The 21,487-nt window shown below is 42.7% G+C and carries 27 protein-coding genes and 1 pseudogene; 1 reads left to right on the top strand and 27 read right to left on the bottom strand.

The features are described 5' to 3' along the window. The coding region (locus tag JCM10512_RS17415) for a helicase-like domain-containing protein (protein ID WP_044164953.1) at positions 1-2,112 on the top strand (2,112 nt) is incomplete at its 5' end. 100 nt (positions 2,113-2,212) lie between these two features. On the opposite strand, the gene JCM10512_RS17410 is transcribed toward JCM10512_RS17415, so the two are convergent. The 27 genes and pseudogenes from JCM10512_RS17410 to JCM10512_RS17290 form a co-directional block, all read right to left on the bottom strand. Then, complete coding sequence (locus tag JCM10512_RS17410) at positions 2,213-2,545, bottom strand: helix-turn-helix domain-containing protein (RefSeq protein ID WP_081741436.1); 333 nt, start codon at positions 2,543-2,545, stop codon at positions 2,213-2,215. A gap of 432 nt (positions 2,546-2,977) precedes the next feature. Further along, entirely contained in the window at positions 2,978-3,838 is an 861-nt protein-coding gene (locus tag JCM10512_RS17405; RefSeq protein WP_044164938.1) for an AraC family transcriptional regulator, read from the bottom strand. Positions 3,839-3,952: 114 nt separating this feature from the next. Continuing rightward, positions 3,953-4,564, bottom strand: a complete 612-nt coding sequence (locus JCM10512_RS17400) for a DUF1349 domain-containing protein (RefSeq protein WP_158332235.1) — start codon at positions 4,562-4,564, stop codon at positions 3,953-3,955. A 306-nt stretch (positions 4,565-4,870) separates the two neighbouring features. Beyond that, positions 4,871-5,218 (bottom strand): SH3 domain-containing protein, encoded by a 348-nt coding sequence (locus JCM10512_RS17395; protein ID WP_044164936.1) that lies wholly within the window; start codon positions 5,216-5,218, stop codon positions 4,871-4,873. Position 5,219: 1 nt separating this feature from the next. Then, the gene (locus JCM10512_RS17390; RefSeq protein ID WP_044164934.1) at positions 5,220-6,077 is read right to left on the bottom strand and encodes a CPBP family intramembrane glutamic endopeptidase; all 858 of its coding nucleotides are present in this window, start codon (positions 6,075-6,077) and stop codon (positions 5,220-5,222) included. Positions 6,078-6,085: 8 nt separating this feature from the next. Next, a complete protein-coding gene (locus JCM10512_RS17385; protein WP_044164932.1) occupies positions 6,086-6,703 on the bottom strand; it encodes an NAD(P)H-dependent oxidoreductase in 618 nt (205 codons plus the stop codon). Between the two features lie 3 nt (positions 6,704-6,706). Further along, positions 6,707-7,864: a class-III pyridoxal-phosphate-dependent aminotransferase gene (locus JCM10512_RS17380; RefSeq protein WP_044164931.1), complete on the bottom strand. Its 1,158-nt coding sequence runs from the start codon at positions 7,862-7,864 to the stop codon at positions 6,707-6,709. A 13-nt stretch (positions 7,865-7,877) separates the two neighbouring features. Then, positions 7,878-8,552 (bottom strand): HAD family hydrolase, encoded by a 675-nt coding sequence (locus JCM10512_RS17375; RefSeq protein WP_044164928.1) that lies wholly within the window; start codon positions 8,550-8,552, stop codon positions 7,878-7,880. A gap of 98 nt (positions 8,553-8,650) precedes the next feature. Further along, positions 8,651-9,439, bottom strand: a complete 789-nt coding sequence (locus JCM10512_RS17370) for a class I SAM-dependent methyltransferase (protein WP_044164926.1) — start codon at positions 9,437-9,439, stop codon at positions 8,651-8,653. Positions 9,440-9,458: 19 nt separating this feature from the next. Continuing rightward, positions 9,459-9,878 (bottom strand): DUF3788 family protein, encoded by a 420-nt coding sequence (locus JCM10512_RS17365; protein WP_044164925.1) that lies wholly within the window; start codon positions 9,876-9,878, stop codon positions 9,459-9,461. A 6-nt stretch (positions 9,879-9,884) separates the two neighbouring features. Further along, positions 9,885-10,367 (bottom strand): flavodoxin domain-containing protein, encoded by a 483-nt coding sequence (locus tag JCM10512_RS17360; protein ID WP_044164923.1) that lies wholly within the window; start codon positions 10,365-10,367, stop codon positions 9,885-9,887. 7 nt (positions 10,368-10,374) lie between these two features. Then, on the bottom strand, positions 10,375-10,698 hold the full coding sequence (locus JCM10512_RS17355) for a carboxymuconolactone decarboxylase family protein (protein WP_044164922.1): 324 nt from the start codon (positions 10,696-10,698) through the stop codon (positions 10,375-10,377). 1 nt (position 10,699) lies between these two features. Next, positions 10,700-11,254: a cysteine hydrolase family protein gene (locus JCM10512_RS17350; protein ID WP_044164950.1), complete on the bottom strand. Its 555-nt coding sequence runs from the start codon at positions 11,252-11,254 to the stop codon at positions 10,700-10,702. A gap of 6 nt (positions 11,255-11,260) precedes the next feature. Then, positions 11,261-12,003: pseudogene (gene bla, locus JCM10512_RS17345) on the bottom strand (subclass B1 metallo-beta-lactamase); the annotation flags it as partial. Positions 12,004-12,009: 6 nt separating this feature from the next. After that, positions 12,010-12,486, bottom strand: coding sequence for a GyrI-like domain-containing protein (locus JCM10512_RS17340; RefSeq protein WP_044164921.1), 477 nt, complete (start codon positions 12,484-12,486; stop codon positions 12,010-12,012). 165 nt (positions 12,487-12,651) lie between these two features. Further along, positions 12,652-13,053: a VOC family protein gene (locus tag JCM10512_RS17335; RefSeq protein WP_044164920.1), complete on the bottom strand. Its 402-nt coding sequence runs from the start codon at positions 13,051-13,053 to the stop codon at positions 12,652-12,654. Between the two features lie 115 nt (positions 13,054-13,168). After that, positions 13,169-13,528 (bottom strand): TIGR04076 family protein, encoded by a 360-nt coding sequence (locus JCM10512_RS17330; RefSeq protein ID WP_044164918.1) that lies wholly within the window; start codon positions 13,526-13,528, stop codon positions 13,169-13,171. Further along, positions 13,525-13,755: a hypothetical protein gene (locus JCM10512_RS17325; protein ID WP_200869110.1), complete on the bottom strand. Its 231-nt coding sequence runs from the start codon at positions 13,753-13,755 to the stop codon at positions 13,525-13,527. The genes JCM10512_RS17330 and JCM10512_RS17325 overlap by 4 nt, the downstream gene beginning before the upstream one ends. Positions 13,756-13,794: 39 nt before the next feature. After that, on the bottom strand, positions 13,795-14,244 hold the full coding sequence (locus JCM10512_RS17320) for a helix-turn-helix domain-containing protein (RefSeq protein ID WP_044164917.1): 450 nt from the start codon (positions 14,242-14,244) through the stop codon (positions 13,795-13,797). Next, positions 14,225-15,076 carry an RteC domain-containing protein gene (locus JCM10512_RS17315; protein ID WP_044164916.1) on the bottom strand — a complete coding sequence of 284 codons (852 nt, stop codon included), beginning with the start codon at positions 15,074-15,076 and terminating at the stop codon, positions 14,225-14,227. Before JCM10512_RS17315 ends, JCM10512_RS17320 begins: the two co-directional genes overlap by 20 nt. Before the next feature lie 29 nt (positions 15,077-15,105). Then, complete coding sequence (locus tag JCM10512_RS17310) at positions 15,106-15,822, bottom strand: LytR/AlgR family response regulator transcription factor (protein WP_044164913.1); 717 nt, start codon at positions 15,820-15,822, stop codon at positions 15,106-15,108. Continuing rightward, positions 15,819-17,570: a sensor histidine kinase gene (locus JCM10512_RS21610; RefSeq protein ID WP_052517280.1), complete on the bottom strand. Its 1,752-nt coding sequence runs from the start codon at positions 17,568-17,570 to the stop codon at positions 15,819-15,821. Before JCM10512_RS21610 ends, JCM10512_RS17310 begins: the two co-directional genes overlap by 4 nt. Before the next feature lie 162 nt (positions 17,571-17,732). Continuing rightward, positions 17,733-18,179 carry a GNAT family N-acetyltransferase gene (locus JCM10512_RS17300; RefSeq protein ID WP_044164946.1) on the bottom strand — a complete coding sequence of 149 codons (447 nt, stop codon included), beginning with the start codon at positions 18,177-18,179 and terminating at the stop codon, positions 17,733-17,735. Between the two features lie 85 nt (positions 18,180-18,264). Next, positions 18,265-18,615 (bottom strand): hypothetical protein, encoded by a 351-nt coding sequence (locus tag JCM10512_RS21605; RefSeq protein WP_148298459.1) that lies wholly within the window; start codon positions 18,613-18,615, stop codon positions 18,265-18,267. Continuing rightward, positions 18,567-20,348, bottom strand: coding sequence for a TonB-dependent receptor plug domain-containing protein (locus JCM10512_RS17295; RefSeq protein WP_052517278.1), 1,782 nt, complete (start codon positions 20,346-20,348; stop codon positions 18,567-18,569). Before JCM10512_RS17295 ends, JCM10512_RS21605 begins: the two co-directional genes overlap by 49 nt. After that, the gene (locus tag JCM10512_RS22600; RefSeq protein WP_148298458.1) at positions 20,306-20,494 is read right to left on the bottom strand and encodes a hypothetical protein; all 189 of its coding nucleotides are present in this window, start codon (positions 20,492-20,494) and stop codon (positions 20,306-20,308) included. The genes JCM10512_RS17295 and JCM10512_RS22600 overlap by 43 nt, the downstream gene beginning before the upstream one ends. Positions 20,495-20,520: 26 nt before the next feature. Next, positions 20,521-21,057 carry a dihydrofolate reductase family protein gene (locus JCM10512_RS17290; RefSeq protein ID WP_044164912.1) on the bottom strand — a complete coding sequence of 179 codons (537 nt, stop codon included), beginning with the start codon at positions 21,055-21,057 and terminating at the stop codon, positions 20,521-20,523. Between the last annotated feature and the right edge of the window lie 430 nt (positions 21,058-21,487).

Below are 21,487 nucleotides of genomic sequence, written 5' to 3'. Positions count from 1 at the left end.
AAATCCAAACTTTCGGATTTATCGCACAAATTTAAAAACCTGACCTTTACCACCCGGCATGACCGCGTGGCGGGGCTGGGAAATTCCGATGGGAGCCAGCGGGCGCTCAACATGCTTTTCGCTGTGCGTACCATCCAGGACAGGACGGGCAAGGATTTAGGCGCAACCTTTCTTTCGGGAACCACCATTTCCAATTCGCTTACGGAATTGTACCTGCTCTTTAAATACCTGCGCCCGAAGGAACTCGAAAGGCAGGGCATCAACACCTTCGACGCATGGGCGGCTATCTTCGCCAAGAAGACGAAGGATTACGAGTTTTCGGTAACCAACCAGATTGTGCAGAAAGAGCGGTTCCGATATTTCATTAAAGTCCCGGAACTGGCTTCATTCTATTCGGAAATCACCGATTTCCGCACGGCGAAGGACATCGGTATCGACCGTCCCGAAAAGAACGAGATTCTGCACAATATTCCGCCCACGCCCGACCAGCAGGATTTTATACAAAAGCTGATGGCGTTTGCCAAAACAGGCGACGCCACCATTTTGGGACGTGCGCCGCTTTCGGAGAGCGAGGAAAAGGCGAAGATGCTCATAGCAACGGACTATGCCCGTAAAATGTCGTTGGACATGCGCCTGATTGACCCGCAGAAGTACGGCGACCATATCGACAATAAGGCCAGCCATTGCGCCGCCGTCATTGCCGGTTACTACAAGACATACACTCCGCAGAATGGGACTCAATTTGTTTTTTCCGACCTTGGTACCTACAAACCCGATATTTGGAACCCGTATAGCGAGATAAAAAACAAGCTCGTTACGCAGTATGGTATTCCGGCATCCGAAATACGGTTTATACAGGAAGCCGGGACGGAGAAATCCCGCAAGGCGATGATACGCGACATGAACGAGGGTAAAATCCGAGTGCTGTTCGGTTCAACGGAGATGTTGGGTACGGGCGTAAACGCCCAGCAGCGGTGCGTAGCCATTCATCACCTCGATGCACCGTGGCGGCCATCGGATTTGGAGCAGCGCGCCGGTCGCGGTATCCGAAAGGGTAACGAGATTGCCAAGCTGTATGCCGGTAACAAGGTCGATGTGGTGATTTACGCCGTTGAAAAATCGCTGGACGCTTATAAATTCGGGTTGCTGCACAACAAGCAGTTATTTATCAACCAGCTAAAGAATAACAATATGGGCAGCCGTACCATTGACGAGGGCAGTATGGACGAGAAAAGCGGCATGAATTTTTCCGAATACGTCGCCATCCTGTCCGGCAATACGGAATTGCTGGAAAAAGCGCGGCTGGAGAAAAAAATTACTTCGTTGGAGGGCGAACGGCGGGCATTCACGCAGGGCAAGTCCTCGACCCGCTGGAAGCTGGAGGGAATCATGCAGACGGTGGAGACCAATAAGGGATTCATCGCCCGTATATCCAAAGACGTGGAAGCATTCGCCTCCCGTGTGCAGGTTGCCCCGGACGGCACACGCCTGAATCCGGTCAGGCTGGACGGCTTTGCGGCCACCGACCCCGTGTCCGTCGGCAAGAAGCTGAACGAGATTGCCGACAAAGCGCGGACGCACGGCCTTTCGGAACCCATCGGGTCGCTCTATGGCTTTACCCTGCTGGTGAAATCGGAAACCACCGTGAAGGACGGATTCGATTTAGTGCAGAACCGCTTTTTTATCAAGGGAGAAGGCGAGATTTTGTATAACTACAATCACGGCCACCTTGCAGCCGACCCGAAAACGGCGGCGGCCAATTTCCTGAACGCTTTAGATACCATGCCCGCCCTGCTGGAGAAGTACAAGACAGACAACGAAAAGCTGATGAAGGACGTTCCCACACTCAAAGCAGTGGTAGAAAGCCTTTGGAAAAAGGAGGACGAGTTGAAGGGACTGAAAGCGGAGATGGTGGTCATGGAGCGTAAAATAGAAGCCTCGCTGAAACCCATTGAGCAGAGCGTCGGTATCATGGCGGGTGTACCGAAGGAGGAAAATAAATTTGTAGCCATGCCGGATAATTTGCAGACAATTAATAAAATCATGGGCGACAGGCTGGTTGTCGCCCGACCTGTGCATGGAATACCTGAGAAAAAGGGCTTCAAAATCTAAATTGTAAAAACTGTCCTGTAAACGAGCGAAGCCCGCGCCTGTCAATCACGACGGTGCGGGCTTCTGTTGAACGATAGTGTTTAGAAAAGAAAAATACCAGTTACGGAACATCCGGTTCTTCGGGATTATCGCCGTCCGTGTCATCCCCTTTGGCGAAATTGGCCTTGATAAAGGCTTCCACGTCGCTTTCCCTGTAAAAAGTCTTATGATAGAGCATCTGGTAGGGAAGTTCGCCCGACGAGCGGTAACGCTGCAATGTCCTTTTGCTTACATTGAGCATCTGGCATACGTCCTGGTTATCCAACAGCCGTTCGCCCTCTAATAGTTTTTCCTTTATCGCCATTTTTTCCAAATGTTTGTCCAATCGGTCGAACCGTGCCATAAAACACTCAAACCAATTTTGCATCCACGTTATTAACTCCTTGTCTGTCATGGCCTATTTTGTTTAGGATTATTTGCCATTTTTGTTGTTGTTTTTGCAAAGGTCGGAAGTTGAATTATCAGGTATTGACAAGTTGATAATACTTTTTTTGAATATTATTATTACATGATTGATTATGAGCAGATTATTTTATTGAGGAAATAACAAAGTACAAAAAACGGCTTTGAAAACTGTTTTTTATGGCAGAAACAGTAGAAAAACGCCTCAAAATCGCCCAATTTGGAGACAAAAAGAGGCTTAAAATAGATATTGAACTTTATATCAACTTGATAATAGAATTTGTTTTAACTTGAAAAGAAAAAGCCGCTACCATTGCTTTTTACACGGTAGCGGGCTTTCTATCCAAGAATGATTCCATCAAAAATGTAATCTTCGTTTATTTCGATGAAGATAACTATAAGTTGTAGTGGCAGAAGGCGGAGTCTATTCTATTGGAACATAAATTTCTGTTTTCAACTTTTCGGGAGTTGTATCTTCGGGATTGTTTATGTATTTCTCGAAGCAATGATAGTTGCGCAGTTGCTCGCCGCTTTCCGGCAACCATTTAGCGTAGATAGTGTCATATACTGCACCCAAATTGTCGTAAGAGCCTTGATAGAGGAACATTGCGTACTTGCCTCCTTCAATCGTTTTTACGCCGATTTCACCTTTCGGTTCAGCCTTTTTGGGCAAAACTAAACAGATGTCGGTACGCAATTTACCGGCTTCCGTTACTTTGGGGTCGTCGTGATAGATGGCGATGTGTTCAATACCTGCGGAAAAGAGCTTGTTGTCCTTTACATACTGCCACAATTTACTCCATGCGCCGCAAAAATCCAGTGTCTGATACTCGCCTGTGAGTTTCAGGTAAATTGCCTGTTTAGGCGCTAATGTCAGCATTTTGGGCGCTTTCAAATTCAAATTCTCATTTACTTGCAATGATTTCATGATGGTGTAATTTTTATTGTTACGATACTCATTCGGAGAAATATTGTAAAACAACCGGAATGCTTTCGACAGCGAAGACGGCACATCGTAGCCGACCTGATAAGAAATGTCACTGACAGGGATTTCCGTATAGCGCAACAGTTTCGCCGCAGTTTCCACCCGCACCCGCATGATGTATGCGCCAACAGGTTCACCCAAATACGCTTTCATCATGCGCTGGAAATGCCATTTTGAGAAATTGGATATTTCAGCCAGTTTTTCAAGGTCAATAACTGCATCGAGATGATTGTTGATGTACTCAATGACGATATTAACCCGCTGCCGGTAATCTTCTTTTGTCGATAGTCGTTGTTCCATTTTTCCTGAATGTTATCTTGGCCATAAAAGTAAGGAGGATTGTTCTCCTCGGCTTTTCCGATGGTGCGAACTTGATTCATTCATCTTTCAATGCTTTACCGGAAATTTACACGGTTATTCTCCCAACCTGTGATTGGAAATATAGCTATCAGTCAAACTCGTTTTCATGAAAGACGCAGAATTATTACCCGGCTTGGGAGATTGCGAACTGAGCCCCAGCCATATTTTTTGCGGATAATAGTTTTTATATATCCGTGCAAGATTCCAATCGACTCCGTTTGTCGAATAGTAATAACCTATTTGTTTTCCGTTTGATGCAATGCGCATGTACACGTAATCCTGCCCAATAATATCGTGATTATTATCATCTGAAGATCTATCCGTTTTAACGGTTACAACACGGCATCGGAGTTTTTCGTCGCGTTCGAATGCAAATTTCAGCCAATTCTCATTATCAATGTAGATATATATTGTTCCGGCATCGTATATTTTTTCTATTTTACTCTCTACACAGGTAGTAAAAGTGAAAGGTCTGCTGTTATCTATCTCTTTCAGAAGTATGGGAGCGGTGGCCTCGGCACGCATACCGTCCGGCGAGATAAAATAATTGGAACCTCCGATACCATCAACAACCAAAAGGCTATCACTGACCCTATAATGATTCTCCGCGTCATTGACAGCTTTGGTAAACTCAATACCGGAGAATATCAAGGAAATGTTTTTCATATCTGTGTTGTTTTTAACAGTGTTACAACTTGTTAGTAAAAATACAGCCGCCATAATAATGCAAATAAATAAATTCATTATAATGGAAGTTATGTTTTGTTCAATGTCGCCTTCTACAGGTCTTATTTGCGTCATATTAATTTTCATCTTTATTATTTTTGTTAATTATTATTTACGAGAGTTTCATAATTTCGCAGAATCAGCGTCCAAAGCAACCGGCATTCAAGGCCGGAGCGATAAATGATTCCTCCCGGTCTGCAAACTCATTGAGCAGACCAAGTATTACTTCTTTTTTCATTTCGTCATTCATTTTTCCAATAATTTGATGTTTTTTACAGGTATCCAGCCCATTTCATGGGTCTTTTTATTTTCCGACCACAGCCATCCATTGAGTTCTTTTATTCCTTCAAGAATATCTCCCTCCCTGACATTCAACTCCTTTGCAGAATAATCTTCCGTTATGATTCCGTAATTATCCTCGTATCTTATTATTTGTTCCGGGACATATCCTTCGTTAGAACTGTCCGTCTTTATACAGTAAATCCAGCCTTGCCAATGTTCCGATTCGCCTTTAACGATTACTTTTTCGTTACGCTTCACCAGTAACGGGCTGGGAAATTCCGTCTCATGCGCTTCATTTACAACATATTCCATATTACTTCTTTTTATAGTTTAAATTGAATATTTTCTCATGTGATTTGTCAAAGAAAAATGCTTTTTCCTTCCATACTAAGATTGTCGAAAATATCAACAGCAATACCGTTTGTATAATTTTACTGTCGGGATGTGTTTGGAATATTTCATTGGAATATCCTGCCAGCAGATGAAACAGTACCACCAGCAGCATATTCCTGCTCGTTCTGTAATACAGCCAGTTGCCTATAATCACATAAGGGATAAGGCTTACCAGAAAATTGATGGAATAAATCACACCTGTCTCCGCAAGAACGTTCTGATAATAGCTTTTCACAAAAGATAAGGGTATATGCCAGATTCCCCAGACAATAGCAAAAATAAGAGACGTAACCAGTAGATTAAAGCGGTTTCTTAAACAGTGTATCCCGTAGGTGTGCCAGCCAAATTCTTCCAGAATGGGCGCTAATATCAGTAAAAACCACGCGGGAAAAATACCGGCCGTAAAAGAGAGATGTTCTACAATCCTGAATTGAGACAGGCTGTATCCGAAAAGCAGGGAAATTGCTTGGGCCGCAAGTATGCTCGACGGGAAAAGGAAAATCGTTAATGCCCAGAAAACAGGTCGGATGCCTTTCAGCCGGAACGTCGCGGAAACAAATTCCTGTTTCATTTCCTTGTCGGGAAGTATCAAAATCATGGCAATAATGAACGGAGCACATAAACCGGTCAATCCAAGTACACTCCCACAAAAAAACACTGCCGGATTTCCTTGCCATTGACTGTGGCTTAACCATGCCCATATAAACCAACATAGCCACGGAACCAAAACGGATGTGCCGTAAAACAGTATCGGCCGATTGTACTTTTGCAGTTGCATATCAGGCGTTATTTTTTTAATGTGTCACAAAATTTGTCCATGTTCATTCCTAAATTCATAATCTTTTCCAAATGACTGTTTGCTACTTTCTCATATTCCAGTGTGCCGCCGAGTATTATCATTTCTTTCTTCTCGAATCGAACACCCAACCTGTCGTCAAGCATTACATTCCGCATACTTCCTGCAATTCCTGTTTCTTCTAAAAAATCGTTTGGATGTCCTGCTGTACAAATGACAAGTCCCAATTTGATGTGCTTCATTTTTATTACTTTTTCTCCATTTCGGTCATAACCATAGGCATACCCGGCGGAATAAACCCTGTCGAACCAACCTTTCATTTTTGCAGGGCAATCACTCCACCATACAGGATAGAGAAAGACAATGCAATCAGCCCAATCTATTTTCCGGTGTTCCGCGATAACATCTTCGGATAAAGGAAGTTCGGTTTTTGCAAATCCCTCTCTTTCATATTCTTCTTCCGTCATATCAGATTGAAATTTCATTTTGTATAAATCCGATACTTCAACTTGGTGATTGCTCATATTCAGAGCCTTCAATAAAATTCGCAATGCCTTATATGTAAAGGATTTATTGCTCGGATGCGCATAAATGATTAAGATATTCATATACTATTGCCGTAACAGTTCCAGTATTTCACCGATATTTGTAATTAACTTGTCTATCTCTGTTATTTCTATGACCAAAGGAGGTAAGAAACGCAGTGTATTTGCTTTGTAACCAATAACAAATCCTCTTTCAAACAATAAATCGCTGACAAGTTCGCCATTGACCGAGTTATCCAGTTCCAGAGCAATCATCAATCCTCTTCCCCTCACTTCCCTTATTTCTTGTTTGAATTTGGCGTTAAGAAATAATAATCGTTCTTTGAAATAGTGTCCGGTATCAAGACAGCGATTCAACAGATTTTCATCCCCAATTGTCCTTATCACCTCCAATCCGATTACACCTCCCATCGGGTCATTCTGGTGGGATTGCAAATGCCTGAACGGATTTTTTCCGAATGATTCAGATATTTTTGCACTGACCGTTACCGCACTGACAGGATAACCGTTTCCCAAAGCCTTACCGGTTACAACTATATCCGGTAAAAAATCATAGTATTGGAATCCGAACCATTTACCCATACGTCCCATTCCGGTAGTAACCTCGTCTGCCACGACAAGACAACCGTTAGCTACTGATAATTCGACTAATTCCTGGATAAAAGCATAATCCGGGAATCTGACCATATCAATGGATGCTCCCCCTGTTTCCAGAACAAGCGCCGCAATCTCTCCAAAATTGGTTTCATCCAACGATTGCATATCGTTAAAGTGGACATTCTCAATATGGTTGTTACCGGGAGTTATCTGCCCGTATCCGTATGCGCTCAGGTAAGAATTGTGTATTTTCAGTATTTTCTCGCGTCGCGTAATATTTCGCGCCATTGATATGGCAAGATTAACCGCTTCCGAACCGGAAGACAGGAAAACGCTCGAACCTTTTTCCAATCCGGTTATCCGTACAAGTTCCTGAGACAAAAATTCCGACGGATGATTTCTGAACTTATACCCGTGATGAATAGATTGACGGATGCCCGCTTCCATTGCTTTCACAATTCGGTCGTTACTGTGCCCCAGATTGGCGCACCAGACCCCCGATTCAAAATCGGTATATTGTTTTCCTTCCGAATCATACAGGTAGCAGCCTTTCGATTTTTCCACTATTTTTTCGGATGGAATATAAAAGGGAATTATTCCGTATGAATTATCTACTTTACGCTTCATAATCTTTGTCGTTTTACAATTGATATATCCCCCCGATAATACCTGTTATTTCGGCGAATTTTCCGATAATAAAGTCCGGATTCCGGCTTTTGAGTTGTTCTTCCGTATGGTTTCCATAGCTTACTCCGCATGTGATGCAACCGGCTTCCTGACCCATTGCCATATCATACACCGTGTCGCCTACCACCAAAGTTTCCTGTGGGCCGGAATTTGTTTTTTCAAGAATCAACAGCGCCATGTCGGGGGCAGGCTTTTTGTTTTTCACATCCTGTTCCCCAAATACCAGCGAGATGTACCGGGCAATTCCCATTCTGTCCAACAGATTCAACAACGCTTCCTTTCCTTTTCCGGAAGCTACTGTGATGGTTAGCCCGTTATCATGCAGTTCTTTTAACGTTTCCTTTACATCGGGGAACAATTTTACCGTATTAAGGCTAATTTGGTTATATTTTTCTCTATACAGTGCTATCGCTTTCTCCTGCATATTCCTGTCCGTCAAGTGCGCAACCCTGACAAATGTTTCCCTGAGCGGAAGTCCTATCAGGTTCTTTATGTCGGATTCATTTGCTCTTTGAATACCTAACTCATCCAATGTTGCCTGGATAGTTTGTATGATACTGTCTTTTGTATCGGCAATCGTGCCGTCAAAGTCGAGTATAATCGTTTTTATCCGGTTTTTTTTATTCATTCAATCTTGCCATTTTCTTTTTGAATTGCGATTTAACCAATATTTTATGGACAGGTTTTACTGGGAATATTTCCGTAGCAATTTTATCTACGCTCAAATTAGTCGATTGGGTAACCATTCTTCTTCCCAATATAAAACACATAGCCATAATACGCTTTATACTTGTTGTATAATTGTGCTTCGTGCCGTTCACTTGCGATGAACTCTTCGGCAGTTTTATTACCTGCATATTTTTTTAAGAAAACTTCTTGTGCTGCAATTTGAGGGGCGTAGAAATGCTCCGTCCAGCAGTTCTCCGGCAGGATAAACGAAGCAACAGGAATGTATCCGGCTTTCTGCATTTGTGCTACTTTGTTTGGGATGGTGTTTATTTCGGGATAAGCATCCATCCAAAAGTCATTGACTTCGGCAGGGCGTTCTTCTGTAAACCACGACGCTTCGGTAACGGCAATGTATCCGCCGGGGTTTAAAAACTTACGCCATTCGTTCAGTCCCCGCTCAAAACCGATATTGTAGATTGCCCCTTCCGACCAGATTAAGTCAAATTCCCCTTCCCTGAAAGGAAGATTGTCCATTGAACCGGCAACGCCTTTTACCCGCTCTTGCAGGTTCAGTTTAGCGGCATTGGCGTTGAACAGGTCGATAAAAGCGGGAAAAAGGTCGATTCCCGTTATATCCCCCGGTGCGTGTTGTGCCATCACCATCGTCTGACCGCCTGTTCCGCAACCGAGGTCAAGTATTTGCGATTCGGCGGTAAGGTTGTCTATAAAACTCAATGCCTTAACCGTTATTTCGGGACTGCCGGGTCCCTGCCGTTCCAACCGCGAGAAATATTCGCAGATTAGATTAACATCAAATTCGTGAATGGATTTGTTTTCGTGTTCCATATTTTTCTTCTTCCTCGTTTTATTTTAATTCCTTTTTATACTTTGTTATTTTCAGTAAATCGGTTAATTGTTCTCTCGTATTGATATTGATTATTAATGGAATTAATTTCCCCACCGGTTTGGTGTGAAAAAATACTTCTTTAATTTGCTCTGAAATATCCAAAGACGCAATGCTTTCGAGGTGTTTTTCCGTGAAGTAAAACGAGATTTTGAAAAACCCCTCCCAAACTGAAAGCCATAAGATTGTCTTTTTCTTGTCGCAAATTTTGCACAACCATGATTTACCGTCTTTATAGTAGTTCCAAGTGACCGTTAATGAAAATTCGTCTTGAGTTAGCCTCGTTATCATTTCTTCAAAGACATTGTAAACATTGCCGAGTACATCTTTTAAAACTTCCTCTGACGGAAAGATATTTTGTTCCTTTAATAATTGACTCATGATTCCTTACTTGTTGATTTCCTGTACAAATCTATCTATATTATCGCTGTTTATGTCCGAAACGCTTTTGTCCGTTTTAGCGATACGCTTGATAATTGCGCGTTCAAAGAAATTCATTTTCTCGAACTGAAATTCACCTCCGGCAAAGCATGTTGAAACGGCATGTTGGACTAATTCTTGCGGATAAGCATTTGTCAATTCCTGTTGTCGCTTGGACGTGTCCGGTTCCATTCCGCAAATGAACAATGCCAATCGCTTTTGTGTCAATACTGCAATGTTGTCCTTGCAGAAACGTTGCATCGTTTTTGATGATGTTCCGGCATAAATAGATGTGCCTAAAATTATTCCGTCAAAGGAATTGAGGTCGGGGCATTTCACTTTTTTCAGGTCAATGATTGATACCTGACTGCCGGTTAATCGCCCGGCAATCATTTGCGCAACTTTGGCGGTTGTTCCATGCTTGGAGGTGTAAATGATGGCGGTTCTCATTAGTTTTTCATTTTGCATTATCATAGGCTTCCAAAGCCGGAATCAGGCAACTTGCAATCCCCTTGATACCGCAAACGGTGGTCGTCATGATGATTGCTTCTTTCAATTCATCGCGGGTGGCGCCTGCCCGTTTTACCATCGGCACATGGGCGGTTACTGCCGTTGTTTCGCCCTGTGAGGCGCGAATGGCAATGTAAATCAACTGCTTCATCTTGGGTTCCAAAGCTTTCATGTTGCTGACGGATTGGATTAATCCGCCGAAGGCTTGTGCCACTTCAGGAGATTCTTCCTGAAAGACTTCCATTAAATTTTTCTGTTTCTTTGTTTCCATATTATTCCATTTTAACTAAATACTCTTTTGCCGTCAGTACGGATGAATAGAAGTAGGACAATGCTCCAAGAAAAGATTTTTGCACTTCACTCGCCGCGACAACTGAACCTTGAATTTTCAAATCTCTTGTGGCGCAGGCATCTCCAATTACCGTGCAGGTAAATCCGAAATCCTTTGCCGCTCTCGTTGTTGCATCAACGCACATGTGAGTCATCATGCCGCAAATCACCAAATCCGTAATATGATTCGATTGCAGGTATTCGAGCAAATCCGTTTCCCTGAAACTGTTTGGATAGTTTTTCGCAATCACTTTCTCTCCACCAACCGGTATAACATTTTCATGAATTTCTGCCCCTTTTGTGTTTGGGATAAAAAATGTCGAACCTACTCTGGTCGAAAAATGTTGGATATGAATCACAGGTAACGACCGTTCCCTGAAATCATTCAATAATGCTTTTGCATTTTCACTTGCTTCAAGGCTTCCGATTAGAGGATTTGCCCCTCCTTCAAAATAATCATTCTGAATATCAATTATAATCAATGCTTCTTTTGCCATTTTTATTTTTAAATATTGCTGTAATAATTCTTTTGTATGCTGCAATAATTCTTTTCCGCCAATCCCTCCATGCCCCGGAATGACAATTTTTGCTTCGGGAAACTTCCCAATCGCTTTTTGAATGGTTTTTGCCCATTCTTCCGGTTGGGCATCCGACAGGTTTCCAAGTCCTTTGGAATAAATGTCTTTTACCATGCATCCGCCAAACAGGATTTTTTCGGAAGGAATCCAAACCACAATATTATCCGTCGAATGACGCCCCCAAAATAATAACAGTAAACATCTTCGCCATACAGGTTTAATTGCAGGGAATCTGTAAATCCGTTTTGTGGAACAGGCTTTCCATGTTCTTTTGCCAAATCAACCGTCATCTGATTGGCGTATGATTTTACGCCCTTTGAATGAAGATAATCCAAGCCGCCGAGACAGTCTTCGTGCCAATGGTTGGGAACGAAAGTAGAAACAGCGGCTTTTAACGAATCGGCAATCCATTTCACCAAAGTTTCCGTTTGACTGCCGGTTACCGGAGTGTCAAAAAGAAACGCTTCGTCCTTGCTTACCAAAATCAAGCCGTTGGACGATACTTTGCCGAATCCGTCTATTTCAGAAACAGATACATGAACGTATGCCTTTTCCGAAAGTTTTATCAATTCGATGTCTTCGGAAATCCGTATCTTCGGGTAATCGGATTGCGACCGTAAAGGCAACTGAATGAACAATATAAAAAGAAAAAACAGATGTGTCTTCATTTTATTCTAATCCTGTTTAATAACCGGAATCCATATTTCACTTTTATAATCGGACGAACTCATATCTCCATCGGAATACCACTCAATTTCCGGTGCATCGGCATGTTGATAACCCGACGATGGAAACCATTCATTGAATATGTACCGGCATCCGTCCTGTATGGCTTTGGGCATCGCGCCGGTTATCTCGAAGACAATCCAGTGTGCAGCGGGAATATCCAACTTCTCAAATCCGGCGGGACATTCTTTTGTTGTAGCGGCGGCAATCCAGTAGTCAAAGCCGTTATCGTGCATTTCCGCGCAGATGCCCAGTACGCCCGACGGCTTCAGGTTGGAAAGTTCGCCCAGCCTGTTCATTGTTTCTTCGGGCAAACTTGCCCACATTTGCGGAATTTTGATGAAATTCTCGCCGTTTTCGATGGATGTAAAATTCTTTACTCCAATGACGCTGAATGCGTCTAAATTAACTGTTCTGTACTTCATATTTTAATTTTGTTTATAACTTCCATTTCGGTTCATACACAACCCTTTTGCCATCATCGGTCGAATATTCCTCTGTAGTATTTTTCAATTCCGCCAAATCCTGTTATTATTTTACTACCTTTACTTTCGTAATAATGAAGCATTTCGTCAATTTTCTTTTTATCTTTATTGAATCGCCAGAGGAGTAAATAATTCAATCAAATTTTCTTCGGGGTCGCGCAAATGAACAACTCGCATTCCCCAATCAAGCATATCTGTTGGCTGATTAACAAAAGTAATACCCTTTGCCAACAATGCCTGATAAGTGTCATCAACGTTTTCAACTTCAAAAGACACCATTAATTTTTCGCGGTATCCTGACGGTTGAGTTTTTTCAGCGTTACCCACTACAGGAGCCATAAAATCAGAAACAAACAGGGCAAAACCCTCTATTCCTTCTGCCACTTTGAATGAAACGTAATTACTGTTTTCATCGCCCCAAGCAGGCTCTAAACCAAGTTTTTCATTGTAAAACTTGAAACAACTTTTGTAGTCCTTGACTAACAATCTAACATTACTAAATTTCATAATAATTTCTGTTTTTTATATTTCTGTTTTAATTTTATTTTATTTCCTGTTGCCATAACAGGTCATTCAAACTAATTATTTTGCTGCCTTTACTCTCATAATAATGAAACATTCATCACAGCGCCCCCTGATTAAAAAACTTCCCCTTAAAAAAATTCTCGTTATCAAGTTTCTTTGCTGTCAGTCGAAATATAACGCAACCGTCCGGGCATACAACGTCCTTGCTGTATTTGCCGTCGCCACCGATGTTTTCTAAATCGCCACCGCTCCTAACGGCTTCCATAATCGGGAACATAATCATCATCACTTTTGAGCAAATCCCCTGTCCATCTGAATTTACAGGGCAACCATATGTGCAGGTATATTTGTCTCCAATTTCTTCGCCGTTTCGGCAATATCCCTCGGTGCGGTCGCCACGGAGAAAGCCTGTTACCTCAACAGTAAATTCGTATTCTTCGTTATACCATTTTTTCATAATTGTTCCTCCTTATGAAATGTAACGTGCTTCTCCTTCATGGAGATTTTCCCCACACGATAGCCAAATTGCGCCGCTTCCTTCTTGCAGGTTAGAAAGGAGTGGTCGATATCAAAGCCGAGAACAGCTTTGATGTCGTCATAAGTGAGTTTCAGCGTTTCACTTTCATTTGCTTGCAGGTGTTTCCATAATGGTTCGTATTTGCTCATATTTTCAATCCTCCTCATTTTGTAATTTGTATTTATTTTCGTCATCTTTTTGTCTGATTAGCTTACAAAAATACTACTATTTAATGACTTTATCGCCGTCTGATACGAACCTGCAATCTTTAAACGATTGATAACTGAATCCACTATTGATTCCGTCAGGTTAAATCCATCCAACAGATAACCTTTGCGGATACAAAACGGATTAACATTAAATTCCTGCAAAAAGGACACTAAAGTATTGGTATTGGGGAAAGAAAAATCTTCTGCAATTACTGCTACTTCATCGCAGGTTTGCGCCAAACGCTTCATTATCTCCGTAAAGCGGCGTTTCGCCATATATTCCTGAATACTGAATGATGTTTGTTCATAGAATGCTTCATTGAGTTGTTTTTCCGTAAAACCCAATTCATTGGAAAGGTGTTGCATATCAATGGTTCCTTTCAGGTTCCATTCGATATGAATAAGCGTTTCCATACTTGCATTTCTACTATCGTTTATCATCTTCATCCATCTTGTCATTAAGTTCATCTGTCAAAGAATCAAGGAATAACGTCCTGCTGTCCTTACGGCTTCTGATGTTCAGATAGATACGGTAAATATCTTTCAAATCAATATTGAGAAAGTTCCCAAAATAGTCGGCAAGCTCCTTTATATCAACATTTCCCTTGTCAATGCTACCTTTAACGTATAATCCATAAATCAGTTCCGTAAGGTCTGTTTTTGAATCCGTCCATGTGTGTTTGGATTTGGAAATGCAATAACTTTCTTCCGTAAAGGATTGAGACTGTTGTTCCAGTTTGATAATTTTCCCGTTTACATATACTGTCAGCATTTCATTTGCCAATATTTTTGCTACCTTGAAATCATGGCTTGTAGAGAATTTTGTATCCCGCTCAAAATAAAAACTATCCAGAATGAGTTGTATATCAGGTTTCCCCATGAGAAAGTAATATTTATCCAAGTGAGTGCTTCCGGAACGGTAATAATGGTAAAAATCAAAATTCATATCGAAGAAATACTTGATTCTGCTTAATACACTCTCCAGATAAGATTTTTTATCATTATAGCTACCTGTCGGCATCCGCATTTCAATATTGTAAATTTTGTTATGATAGACTAATTGGCTGAACAATTGAGGCTTAATTTCTTTAAAGAAAATTATTTCTTCCGTTTGGTCTTTGAAAGTATAATCCAAAATGAATGTTTTTAAATCTTCAAAGGTTTTCTCCAGCACTTGAATTATTTTCAACGATTTCTGAGAAATATCACTCTCCGACAATTCAATTTTCTGAATGTCGGCATAAATACTTTCCTTGAGATTACACACAAACTGTTCCATCTTGTCATTATTAGAAATCACTTATCTTGCTAAACAAGTTTCCCTTTCACAAATTTCTCCATAAAACTGTCCCTGTAACGGCTGCCGATAGCCAATTCGTGCGTGCCGATATAAATGTCATTTACATCAAAGGAATCAATCTTTTCCAGATTGACGATATAGGATTTGTTGGTACGCAGGAAAATTTCCTGCGGAAGTTGTTCCTGAATAGCTTTTAGCGTAGTATTCGTGATAATTTTCCGTTTGCCGGTCTGGATGACAACATAATCCTTCAAGCCCTCGATAAACAGGATGTCGCGGAAAAGGATTTTGAAGTAGCGACGGTCTGACTTCACGAAGATATGCTCCTGCGTAATGGTTTCCACGCTGCTTTTCTGTGATTTGTCCTGCAAGAGTTGCAGGTAATCGCCGGCTTTGGAAACGGCTTTTTGGAAACGTTGCGGTTCAATGGGCTTCAGGAGATAATCCACGGCATCGAGTTCATAACTGTCCACCGCGTATTCGGGATAGGCGGTAGTGAATATCACTAAAGTGTTGTCCCTGACGGTGCGGGCAAACGTTATCCCGTCCGTACCGGGCATACGGATGTCGAGGAATACCAAATCAACGGGATGGTCGAGCAGGAAATTTCCTGCCGATTCGGCATCTCCGAAACTTCCCGACAAGTCCAGCGCCGGGGTATCTTCCACCAACAGGCGGATAGCTTCGCGGCCTAAGGGTTCGTCATCAACAATAATACAGTTCATATCTTTTTATATTTAAGTTCAATACTTAATTGTACCGTGTAGGAGGTTTCGTTTTCGGTTATCTCCAGCCGGTACCTGTTTCCATACAGCAAATCGAGGCGGCGGCGCACATTGGGAAGCCCCAGTCCGCCGGCTTCGTCCTTACGCGTCGGGCGGAGCGGTTTGGAGTTGATACACCCGAAACACAAATTGTCGTTTTCCCTGGCAAACCGGAGCCGGACGAAAGAGAGGTTACGGTTGTCGTTGTTGTGTTTCACGGCATTTTCCACAAAGGGAATAAACAACAGCGGAGGCAGTGAAATTTCTTCTACGCCGTCGCCTGCCGTGATACTGAACTCGAAATTATCCCTCCGCAGCTTTTCGAGGTTCAGGTAGTCGGTCAGGAAACGTATATCATCACCAAGTAATATGGATTGCTTCGTGAAGCCACGGAACTGATATTGCAGCATGTTGCTCAATTTATGGAGTACATTAGCCGCCTCGTCGGGATTTTTCTTTGTCAGGACGATAATATTGTTGAGCATATTGAACAGGAAATGGGGATTTACCTGATTTTGCAACTGTTCCAGTTCCGAGCGTAGCCTTGCCGCTTCGAGTTCGGCGATATACCGTTCGTTCCGCACCCAATGCTGGAAAAGGATGAAAACATTCACACTAATCATTGGAAAACTTATCTTGACGGTATTGGTAATGGTATATAATACCTGCATCCACGCAGAGAAGTGCCAGGCGCTGAAAGTAAACTGTTCATTATACCATCCATTACTATCGGCAATTCCGTTAAAATAAGTTAGCTGCATGGGTATGACAATCACGAGCGCCGACAGCGTTACCGACATCAAATAAGCAGGCATTCTGTTCCGCATCATCAATTTCGGCATTAATACATGGATACTGAAATATATCAGGATTAGATAAATAGACAGTGATAGCGGCAGCATAAACAGGAGCGAAAACCATGTTCCATTGAGATTGGAGCTTAGTATCAGCGTGAATACCATTATCATCGACAGATGGCGTACTCCACGGTAACGTTTCTCCGTCAATAAATTCAGGAGGGGTGATGACAGGTTGAACATTTGTGAGGGAAGTTCCCCCGGCGCGGTATGCCGCTTGTGTTCACTTTCGTACAGTTGCAGGCGGAGCGATTTGCTTAGCTTCATCAACAGGGTGGAAGCTTCGGAAGGTGATTGCCGGACAATACCTGCTGTCCTGTCGAGCGTCTCAAACAGTGCTTCGGAATCAATCCGTGTCCTGACTTTCTCCAATTCGCTCCGGGCGCTTTGTTCTTCCAAATCCCGCATCCGTGCGCCTGACTGCTTCCAAAGACGCATGAAGATAACAATCGCCGTCCCTGCCACGCTGATAAAGTAAACGGCAATGCCGGAGAGCATCTCAAAAAATAAAATGCTGTCTTCCGAAAAATACAGGTCTCTTCCGGGCGACAAGTGATAGTGGTCGATGAACAAACGTTCGAAGCCTATTTCGATAGCTATAAAAATCATTGCAAGCGCCAGCAATGAAACCATATATGCAGTGAAACGGTTTCGCAATAACAGGCGGGGCACGAGTACACGGATATTCAAGATTGTTGCAGCAAAATAAGTCAGCGTAATCAACACAACCTCTATAATCAACGCTGTATGGGCAATACGCAGTCCTTCTGATGAAATCAGATAAATCCTTCCCATAGCGATAAAGCCCAATACCGCGATAAGCGCCAAATTATTTGCTATCTTCCGTTTCATGTTTCTTTTAAAACGTCACTTTATAGTAAATATTGGGTATTGAAACAGCCTCCCGCAACGATAGATGATGCGTATGCAGACAGGAACGTTCTCTGTAATAGGTTTACCGTCTTTCTCCCGACTTTCAAGAGCAAAGACTATGTTTCGCTTGATGTTCATGATTTATAGTTCTATTTCGTAAATCCGTGATTCTTCGTCCCAAGGATGATATCCGTTTCCAATGTATCTAAATCCATATTGTTCATAATAACCAATATGGCCGGTGCTTAAATACAGTTTTCGGAAACCACCTTTTGAGGCATCTCGTTTTGCTTCTTCCATCAATAATGATCCGTAGTTATTACCTCTATGGGCTTCTTCAACGAATAAACCACAAAACCAAGGGTATAAGTCCATCCGGCTGATAAAATCATTCGTAACAAGCCCTGCACAACCTATTATTTCATTCCCTTTTTCGAGTAGATACCATTGAGGCAAAGGGTTAGGTGTTGATATGCAATGTGTAATGCAATCTTCATAAACCATTCGTGGGACACTCCATTTACTACTGATATATTCTATCGCTACATCTTTGAACTTAGGTTCTTTTCTGACTGATATTATTTTCATCCTTTTTTCTTTATCTTTTAAATAATCGGGTGTAAAATTGCACTTTCCCCATTTTAAATAGTTGCCCAATCCTGCTTTTCACCCCTCAAAACGTCACTTTGTAGTAAATATTAGGGATGCTGACTGCTGCCGCCGCATGTTCCAACTGTCCGGTACGGTAATTGTAGTCGAAATTGTAAAAATCCGTGCTTCCGGTTATGTTCAACATTTTCAGTCCGAACTCATGCGCCGTTCCCTGTCTGTTGATTTTGTAGCTTACCGTTATGTGAGCCGTGAAAGCCACAGGATTTTGACTGCCCATCATTCGGTTTTCATCTTCGACGGGACGCTGTCCGGCAAGCGACGCTGCTTCGTCTAAGGGAGTATAATAATTGCCGCCCATCAGGTTCATACGCAGATTAACCCCCAGTACATTTTGCCGGTTCCGTCCGAGCATCCATTCTTTCCCACCCAGGCATTGGTTAAGAAGCGGCGGTTGTAGCGGGTATTGCGCCAGACGCCGTCACCTCCGCGATATTTGGAATCGAAGACCGAAGCCGTCAGCATGTAATAATAACCGTCTTTCAGATAGCGTTCAAAAGTGAAATCAATTCCAAAGTTCCGCCCTTTTCCGTCATTTACCAACTGCCTGGTCATATAAAAATCGGTTTGGTTGATAATGGAAATGCCGCTGCCCGGCACGACAGGCACATCATAAAGATACTGGAAATAAGGCTCAATCCTAAAATGTATATTGTCCGAAACGTTCCAGTCATAGCTCAATACCGCATGATGGGCTTTGGCAAAATCAAGGTTTTTGTTTACCAAACGGTTGCCCGTTTCCAGAGTGGTAACAAAATAATAATCGAGTCGCTCGTGGCGGCTGTGCATACCATAAGCCAAAGCAAAAACATGTCGCGGAGACACCTGCCAGCGGATGCTTGCCCGTTTCTCGAATGTCCAGCGCCGGTTGAGTGCAAAATATTGCATGTTTAGTCCCAATTGGGCAGTGAACTGTTCATTGAACTGATAAGATGACTGGGTGTATGCCGAAGCAAGGAAACTGTTCCCGTCTGCGTCGGCAAAGTTCTCCATCGGCTCGCCGTTAGTGTAAGGAGCGTTTGGGGCGATGTTATAATTGTCATCATAAAACAGGTTTGTAAGCGTGACGCCGGTACGGTTTGTGTGCCGTGCGCTGAACTTCCTGTTCAAGTATGAATGGAAAATGAGGTTGGTATTTTTGTCGAGCATATCCTGTATCCGTTGCGGATTCCGGCGGTTGGCATCATACAGGTCTGTCATCGTATGATTTTGGGAATATGTGACGGCATACGTGGATTTGAGATAAGTATTCTCATCCAGAAAAATCTTATGCCCCAATCCTGCCGTGCCCATATACTGGCGGGCTGTCCCTTCGATGGGAATATAATCGAAATCGGACAGGTCGTCAGGCAGGTAGTTCACAAAACCGTCGTTTGTTCCGATGCCCCACAGCGAGAAAACGCCCGCTTTTTGGGTGGGGAGATTAATTTTGAAAGATAAATCTTGGTAGCGCATACCGGAAACCTCTTTCATGTCGCCGCCGGCAATATCACCCGCCAAAGCCATCGACGAATAGCGGTAGTTAAAGAGGTAAGAAGCCCGTTCTCCTTTTTTGAAAGGCCCTTCGGAAGCAAATTCCACGCCGAGCGTCCCTACTTGCGCCGTGTGCTCATATTGCCGGTTGTTTCCGTTGCGCAGCGCCATGTCAAATACGCCCGACAGCGCATTGTTGTATTCCGCAGGAAAAGCGCCCGCGAAGAAGTCGGAATTACCCAGCACCTGTGAACTGAATGCTGTCAGGATGCCGCCACCCACACCGCCGATTTCGGGATAATGGCTGGGATTGGGTATTTCAACACCTTCCAATTTCCATTGCAGGGATTGCGGCGAATTGCCCCGGATGGCAATGCTGTTGCTTGTTACATCGCCCGCTACGCCCGCAAACGAACCGACCAGCCGCGCAGGGTCATCGAAACCGCCTGCATAACGGCTTGCTTCTTCCACGCTGAGCATCCGCGCCCCGGCCAATGCCATCGGGTTGAGCGGCGCGTCCTTGTTCGTCTTCGGGCGGACAACTATTTCGTCCAATGCCTGTACGCTTTCCTTCATTGTAATCTCCAGTATGGTTTCTTTAGCTGATGAAACCATTCTTTTTTCATATTCTTTTTACCTTTACTTTGATGCGGCAAAGGTACGGGTGGATGAAATGCACATTTATTTTTTTCGACCAAACGCGGCGGTTTTTCGACAAAAACGAATTTTTGAATGTATTTTTCAGGAAGTTGTCCATTCATGCTGTTTTTGATTCGAAAATGTTCTGTTATGCGGATAACACGTAATCGACCTTCAATATACCGGATTCAAACGTCTTGCTGCCGCACAATTCCCATTTTGATGTTTTCATTCTGGATGGGAACAAAGGAATACCGTCTCCAAACATAACAGGGATGTAACAAAGGTGCAGTTCATCCACCAAATCATGGTTCAACAAAAGTCTTATCGTTTGCCCGCCACCTAAAAGCCAAATATCCTTGCCATCCTGACGTTTGATTTGACGTATGTATTCCAATACATTTTCAGTAAGATACGATACGTTTGCTTTAGGAGGAAGATTATTTTTTCGACGGGAAAGCACATAAGTTGTTTTGTCTTTGTACGGCCAATCCACATCAGAAGATGTTATCTCCTGATATGTACCACTTCCCATAAGGACAGTGTCTATAGAATTGTAAAACACTTTATCCTTAAATTCTTTCAGGGCAGGGGCATTAAGTCCTGCCAGCCAATCCATTCCGCCATCAGGATAAGCAATGTAACCATCGAGCGACACAGCGATGAAAACTTTAATCTTTTTCATTTTTCTTCAATTTAATTGTTTATACTGTGTTCGCCTGTATCCAACAAAAAAGCGTGAACTTACGCTATTCCGACACGAGGTACTGGCATACCCAACAACCGAAACAGGCAAGCCCACGCCATACTTTCGTATAGCATGAACATTGCGACTGTTATTCTCGGTTGTTTGAAAAGTGCCAGTTTTCGTGTCGAGACGTTCAGCGAACGTTATGTTATATTATATAAACGGCTTTACAAGCCGCTATTTTCTATTTTTCAAGGGCAAAGGTACAAATTCTTTGCTATATTCATACTGTCCGAAAAATAGAAATAGAAAAGGTATTGATTGTTGTGGTTTCTCTCAAAAAGCAGTTATCGTGGCGAAATTATTTGAAGCAATGGAAAAACGAAGCAAGGTAAAGAATTTCACTCATTTCCATATTGTTGCCCAA

This window comes from Bacteroides reticulotermitis JCM 10512, from assembly GCF_000517545.1.
Taxonomy (GTDB): domain Bacteria; phylum Bacteroidota; class Bacteroidia; order Bacteroidales; family Bacteroidaceae; genus Bacteroides; species Bacteroides reticulotermitis.
This window is presented reverse-complemented; position numbering and strand designations above follow the sequence as displayed.

What these genes read in the sequence shown, in the direction of transcription:
- JCM10512_RS17410 (WP_081741436.1), bottom strand. Translation starts at nt 2,545, where the DNA reads ATGACAGACAAGGAGTTAATAACGTGGATGCAAAATTGGTTTGAGTGT.
- JCM10512_RS17405 (WP_044164938.1), bottom strand. Translation starts at nt 3,838, where the DNA reads ATGGAACAACGACTATCGACAAAAGAAGATTACCGGCAGCGGGTTAAT.
- JCM10512_RS17400 (WP_158332235.1), bottom strand. Translation starts at nt 4,564, where the DNA reads ATGAAAAACATTTCCTTGATATTCTCCGGTATTGAGTTTACCAAAGCT.
- JCM10512_RS17395 (WP_044164936.1), bottom strand. Translation starts at nt 5,218, where the DNA reads ATGGAATATGTTGTAAATGAAGCGCATGAGACGGAATTTCCCAGCCCG.
- JCM10512_RS17390 (WP_044164934.1), bottom strand. Translation starts at nt 6,077, where the DNA reads ATGCAACTGCAAAAGTACAATCGGCCGATACTGTTTTACGGCACATCC.
- JCM10512_RS17385 (WP_044164932.1), bottom strand. Translation starts at nt 6,703, where the DNA reads ATGAATATCTTAATCATTTATGCGCATCCGAGCAATAAATCCTTTACA.
- JCM10512_RS17380 (WP_044164931.1), bottom strand. Translation starts at nt 7,864, where the DNA reads ATGAAGCGTAAAGTAGATAATTCATACGGAATAATTCCCTTTTATATT.
- JCM10512_RS17375 (WP_044164928.1), bottom strand. Translation starts at nt 8,552, where the DNA reads ATGAATAAAAAAAACCGGATAAAAACGATTATACTCGACTTTGACGGC.
- JCM10512_RS17370 (WP_044164926.1), bottom strand. Translation starts at nt 9,439, where the DNA reads ATGGAACACGAAAACAAATCCATTCACGAATTTGATGTTAATCTAATC.
- JCM10512_RS17365 (WP_044164925.1), bottom strand. Translation starts at nt 9,878, where the DNA reads ATGAGTCAATTATTAAAGGAACAAAATATCTTTCCGTCAGAGGAAGTT.
- JCM10512_RS17360 (WP_044164923.1), bottom strand. Translation starts at nt 10,367, where the DNA reads ATGAGAACCGCCATCATTTACACCTCCAAGCATGGAACAACCGCCAAA.
- JCM10512_RS17355 (WP_044164922.1), bottom strand. Translation starts at nt 10,698, where the DNA reads ATGGAAACAAAGAAACAGAAAAATTTAATGGAAGTCTTTCAGGAAGAA.
- JCM10512_RS17350 (WP_044164950.1), bottom strand. Translation starts at nt 11,254, where the DNA reads ATGGCAAAAGAAGCATTGATTATAATTGATATTCAGAATGATTATTTT.
- JCM10512_RS17340 (WP_044164921.1), bottom strand. Translation starts at nt 12,486, where the DNA reads ATGAAGTACAGAACAGTTAATTTAGACGCATTCAGCGTCATTGGAGTA.
- JCM10512_RS17335 (WP_044164920.1), bottom strand. Translation starts at nt 13,053, where the DNA reads ATGAAATTTAGTAATGTTAGATTGTTAGTCAAGGACTACAAAAGTTGT.
- JCM10512_RS17330 (WP_044164918.1), bottom strand. Translation starts at nt 13,528, where the DNA reads ATGAAAAAATGGTATAACGAAGAATACGAATTTACTGTTGAGGTAACA.
- JCM10512_RS17325 (WP_200869110.1), bottom strand. Translation starts at nt 13,755, where the DNA reads ATGAGGAGGATTGAAAATATGAGCAAATACGAACCATTATGGAAACAC.
- JCM10512_RS17320 (WP_044164917.1), bottom strand. Translation starts at nt 14,244, where the DNA reads ATGAAGATGATAAACGATAGTAGAAATGCAAGTATGGAAACGCTTATT.
- JCM10512_RS17315 (WP_044164916.1), bottom strand. Translation starts at nt 15,076, where the DNA reads ATGGAACAGTTTGTGTGTAATCTCAAGGAAAGTATTTATGCCGACATT.
- JCM10512_RS17310 (WP_044164913.1), bottom strand. Translation starts at nt 15,822, where the DNA reads ATGAACTGTATTATTGTTGATGACGAACCCTTAGGCCGCGAAGCTATC.
- JCM10512_RS21610 (WP_052517280.1), bottom strand. Translation starts at nt 17,570, where the DNA reads ATGAAACGGAAGATAGCAAATAATTTGGCGCTTATCGCGGTATTGGGC.
- JCM10512_RS17300 (WP_044164946.1), bottom strand. Translation starts at nt 18,179, where the DNA reads ATGAAAATAATATCAGTCAGAAAAGAACCTAAGTTCAAAGATGTAGCG.
- JCM10512_RS21605 (WP_148298459.1), bottom strand. Translation starts at nt 18,615, where the DNA reads ATGCTCGGACGGAACCGGCAAAATGTACTGGGGGTTAATCTGCGTATG.
- JCM10512_RS17295 (WP_052517278.1), bottom strand. Translation starts at nt 20,348, where the DNA reads ATGGTTTCATCAGCTAAAGAAACCATACTGGAGATTACAATGAAGGAA.
- JCM10512_RS22600 (WP_148298458.1), bottom strand. Translation starts at nt 20,494, where the DNA reads ATGAATGGACAACTTCCTGAAAAATACATTCAAAAATTCGTTTTTGTC.
- JCM10512_RS17290 (WP_044164912.1), bottom strand. Translation starts at nt 21,057, where the DNA reads ATGAAAAAGATTAAAGTTTTCATCGCTGTGTCGCTCGATGGTTACATT.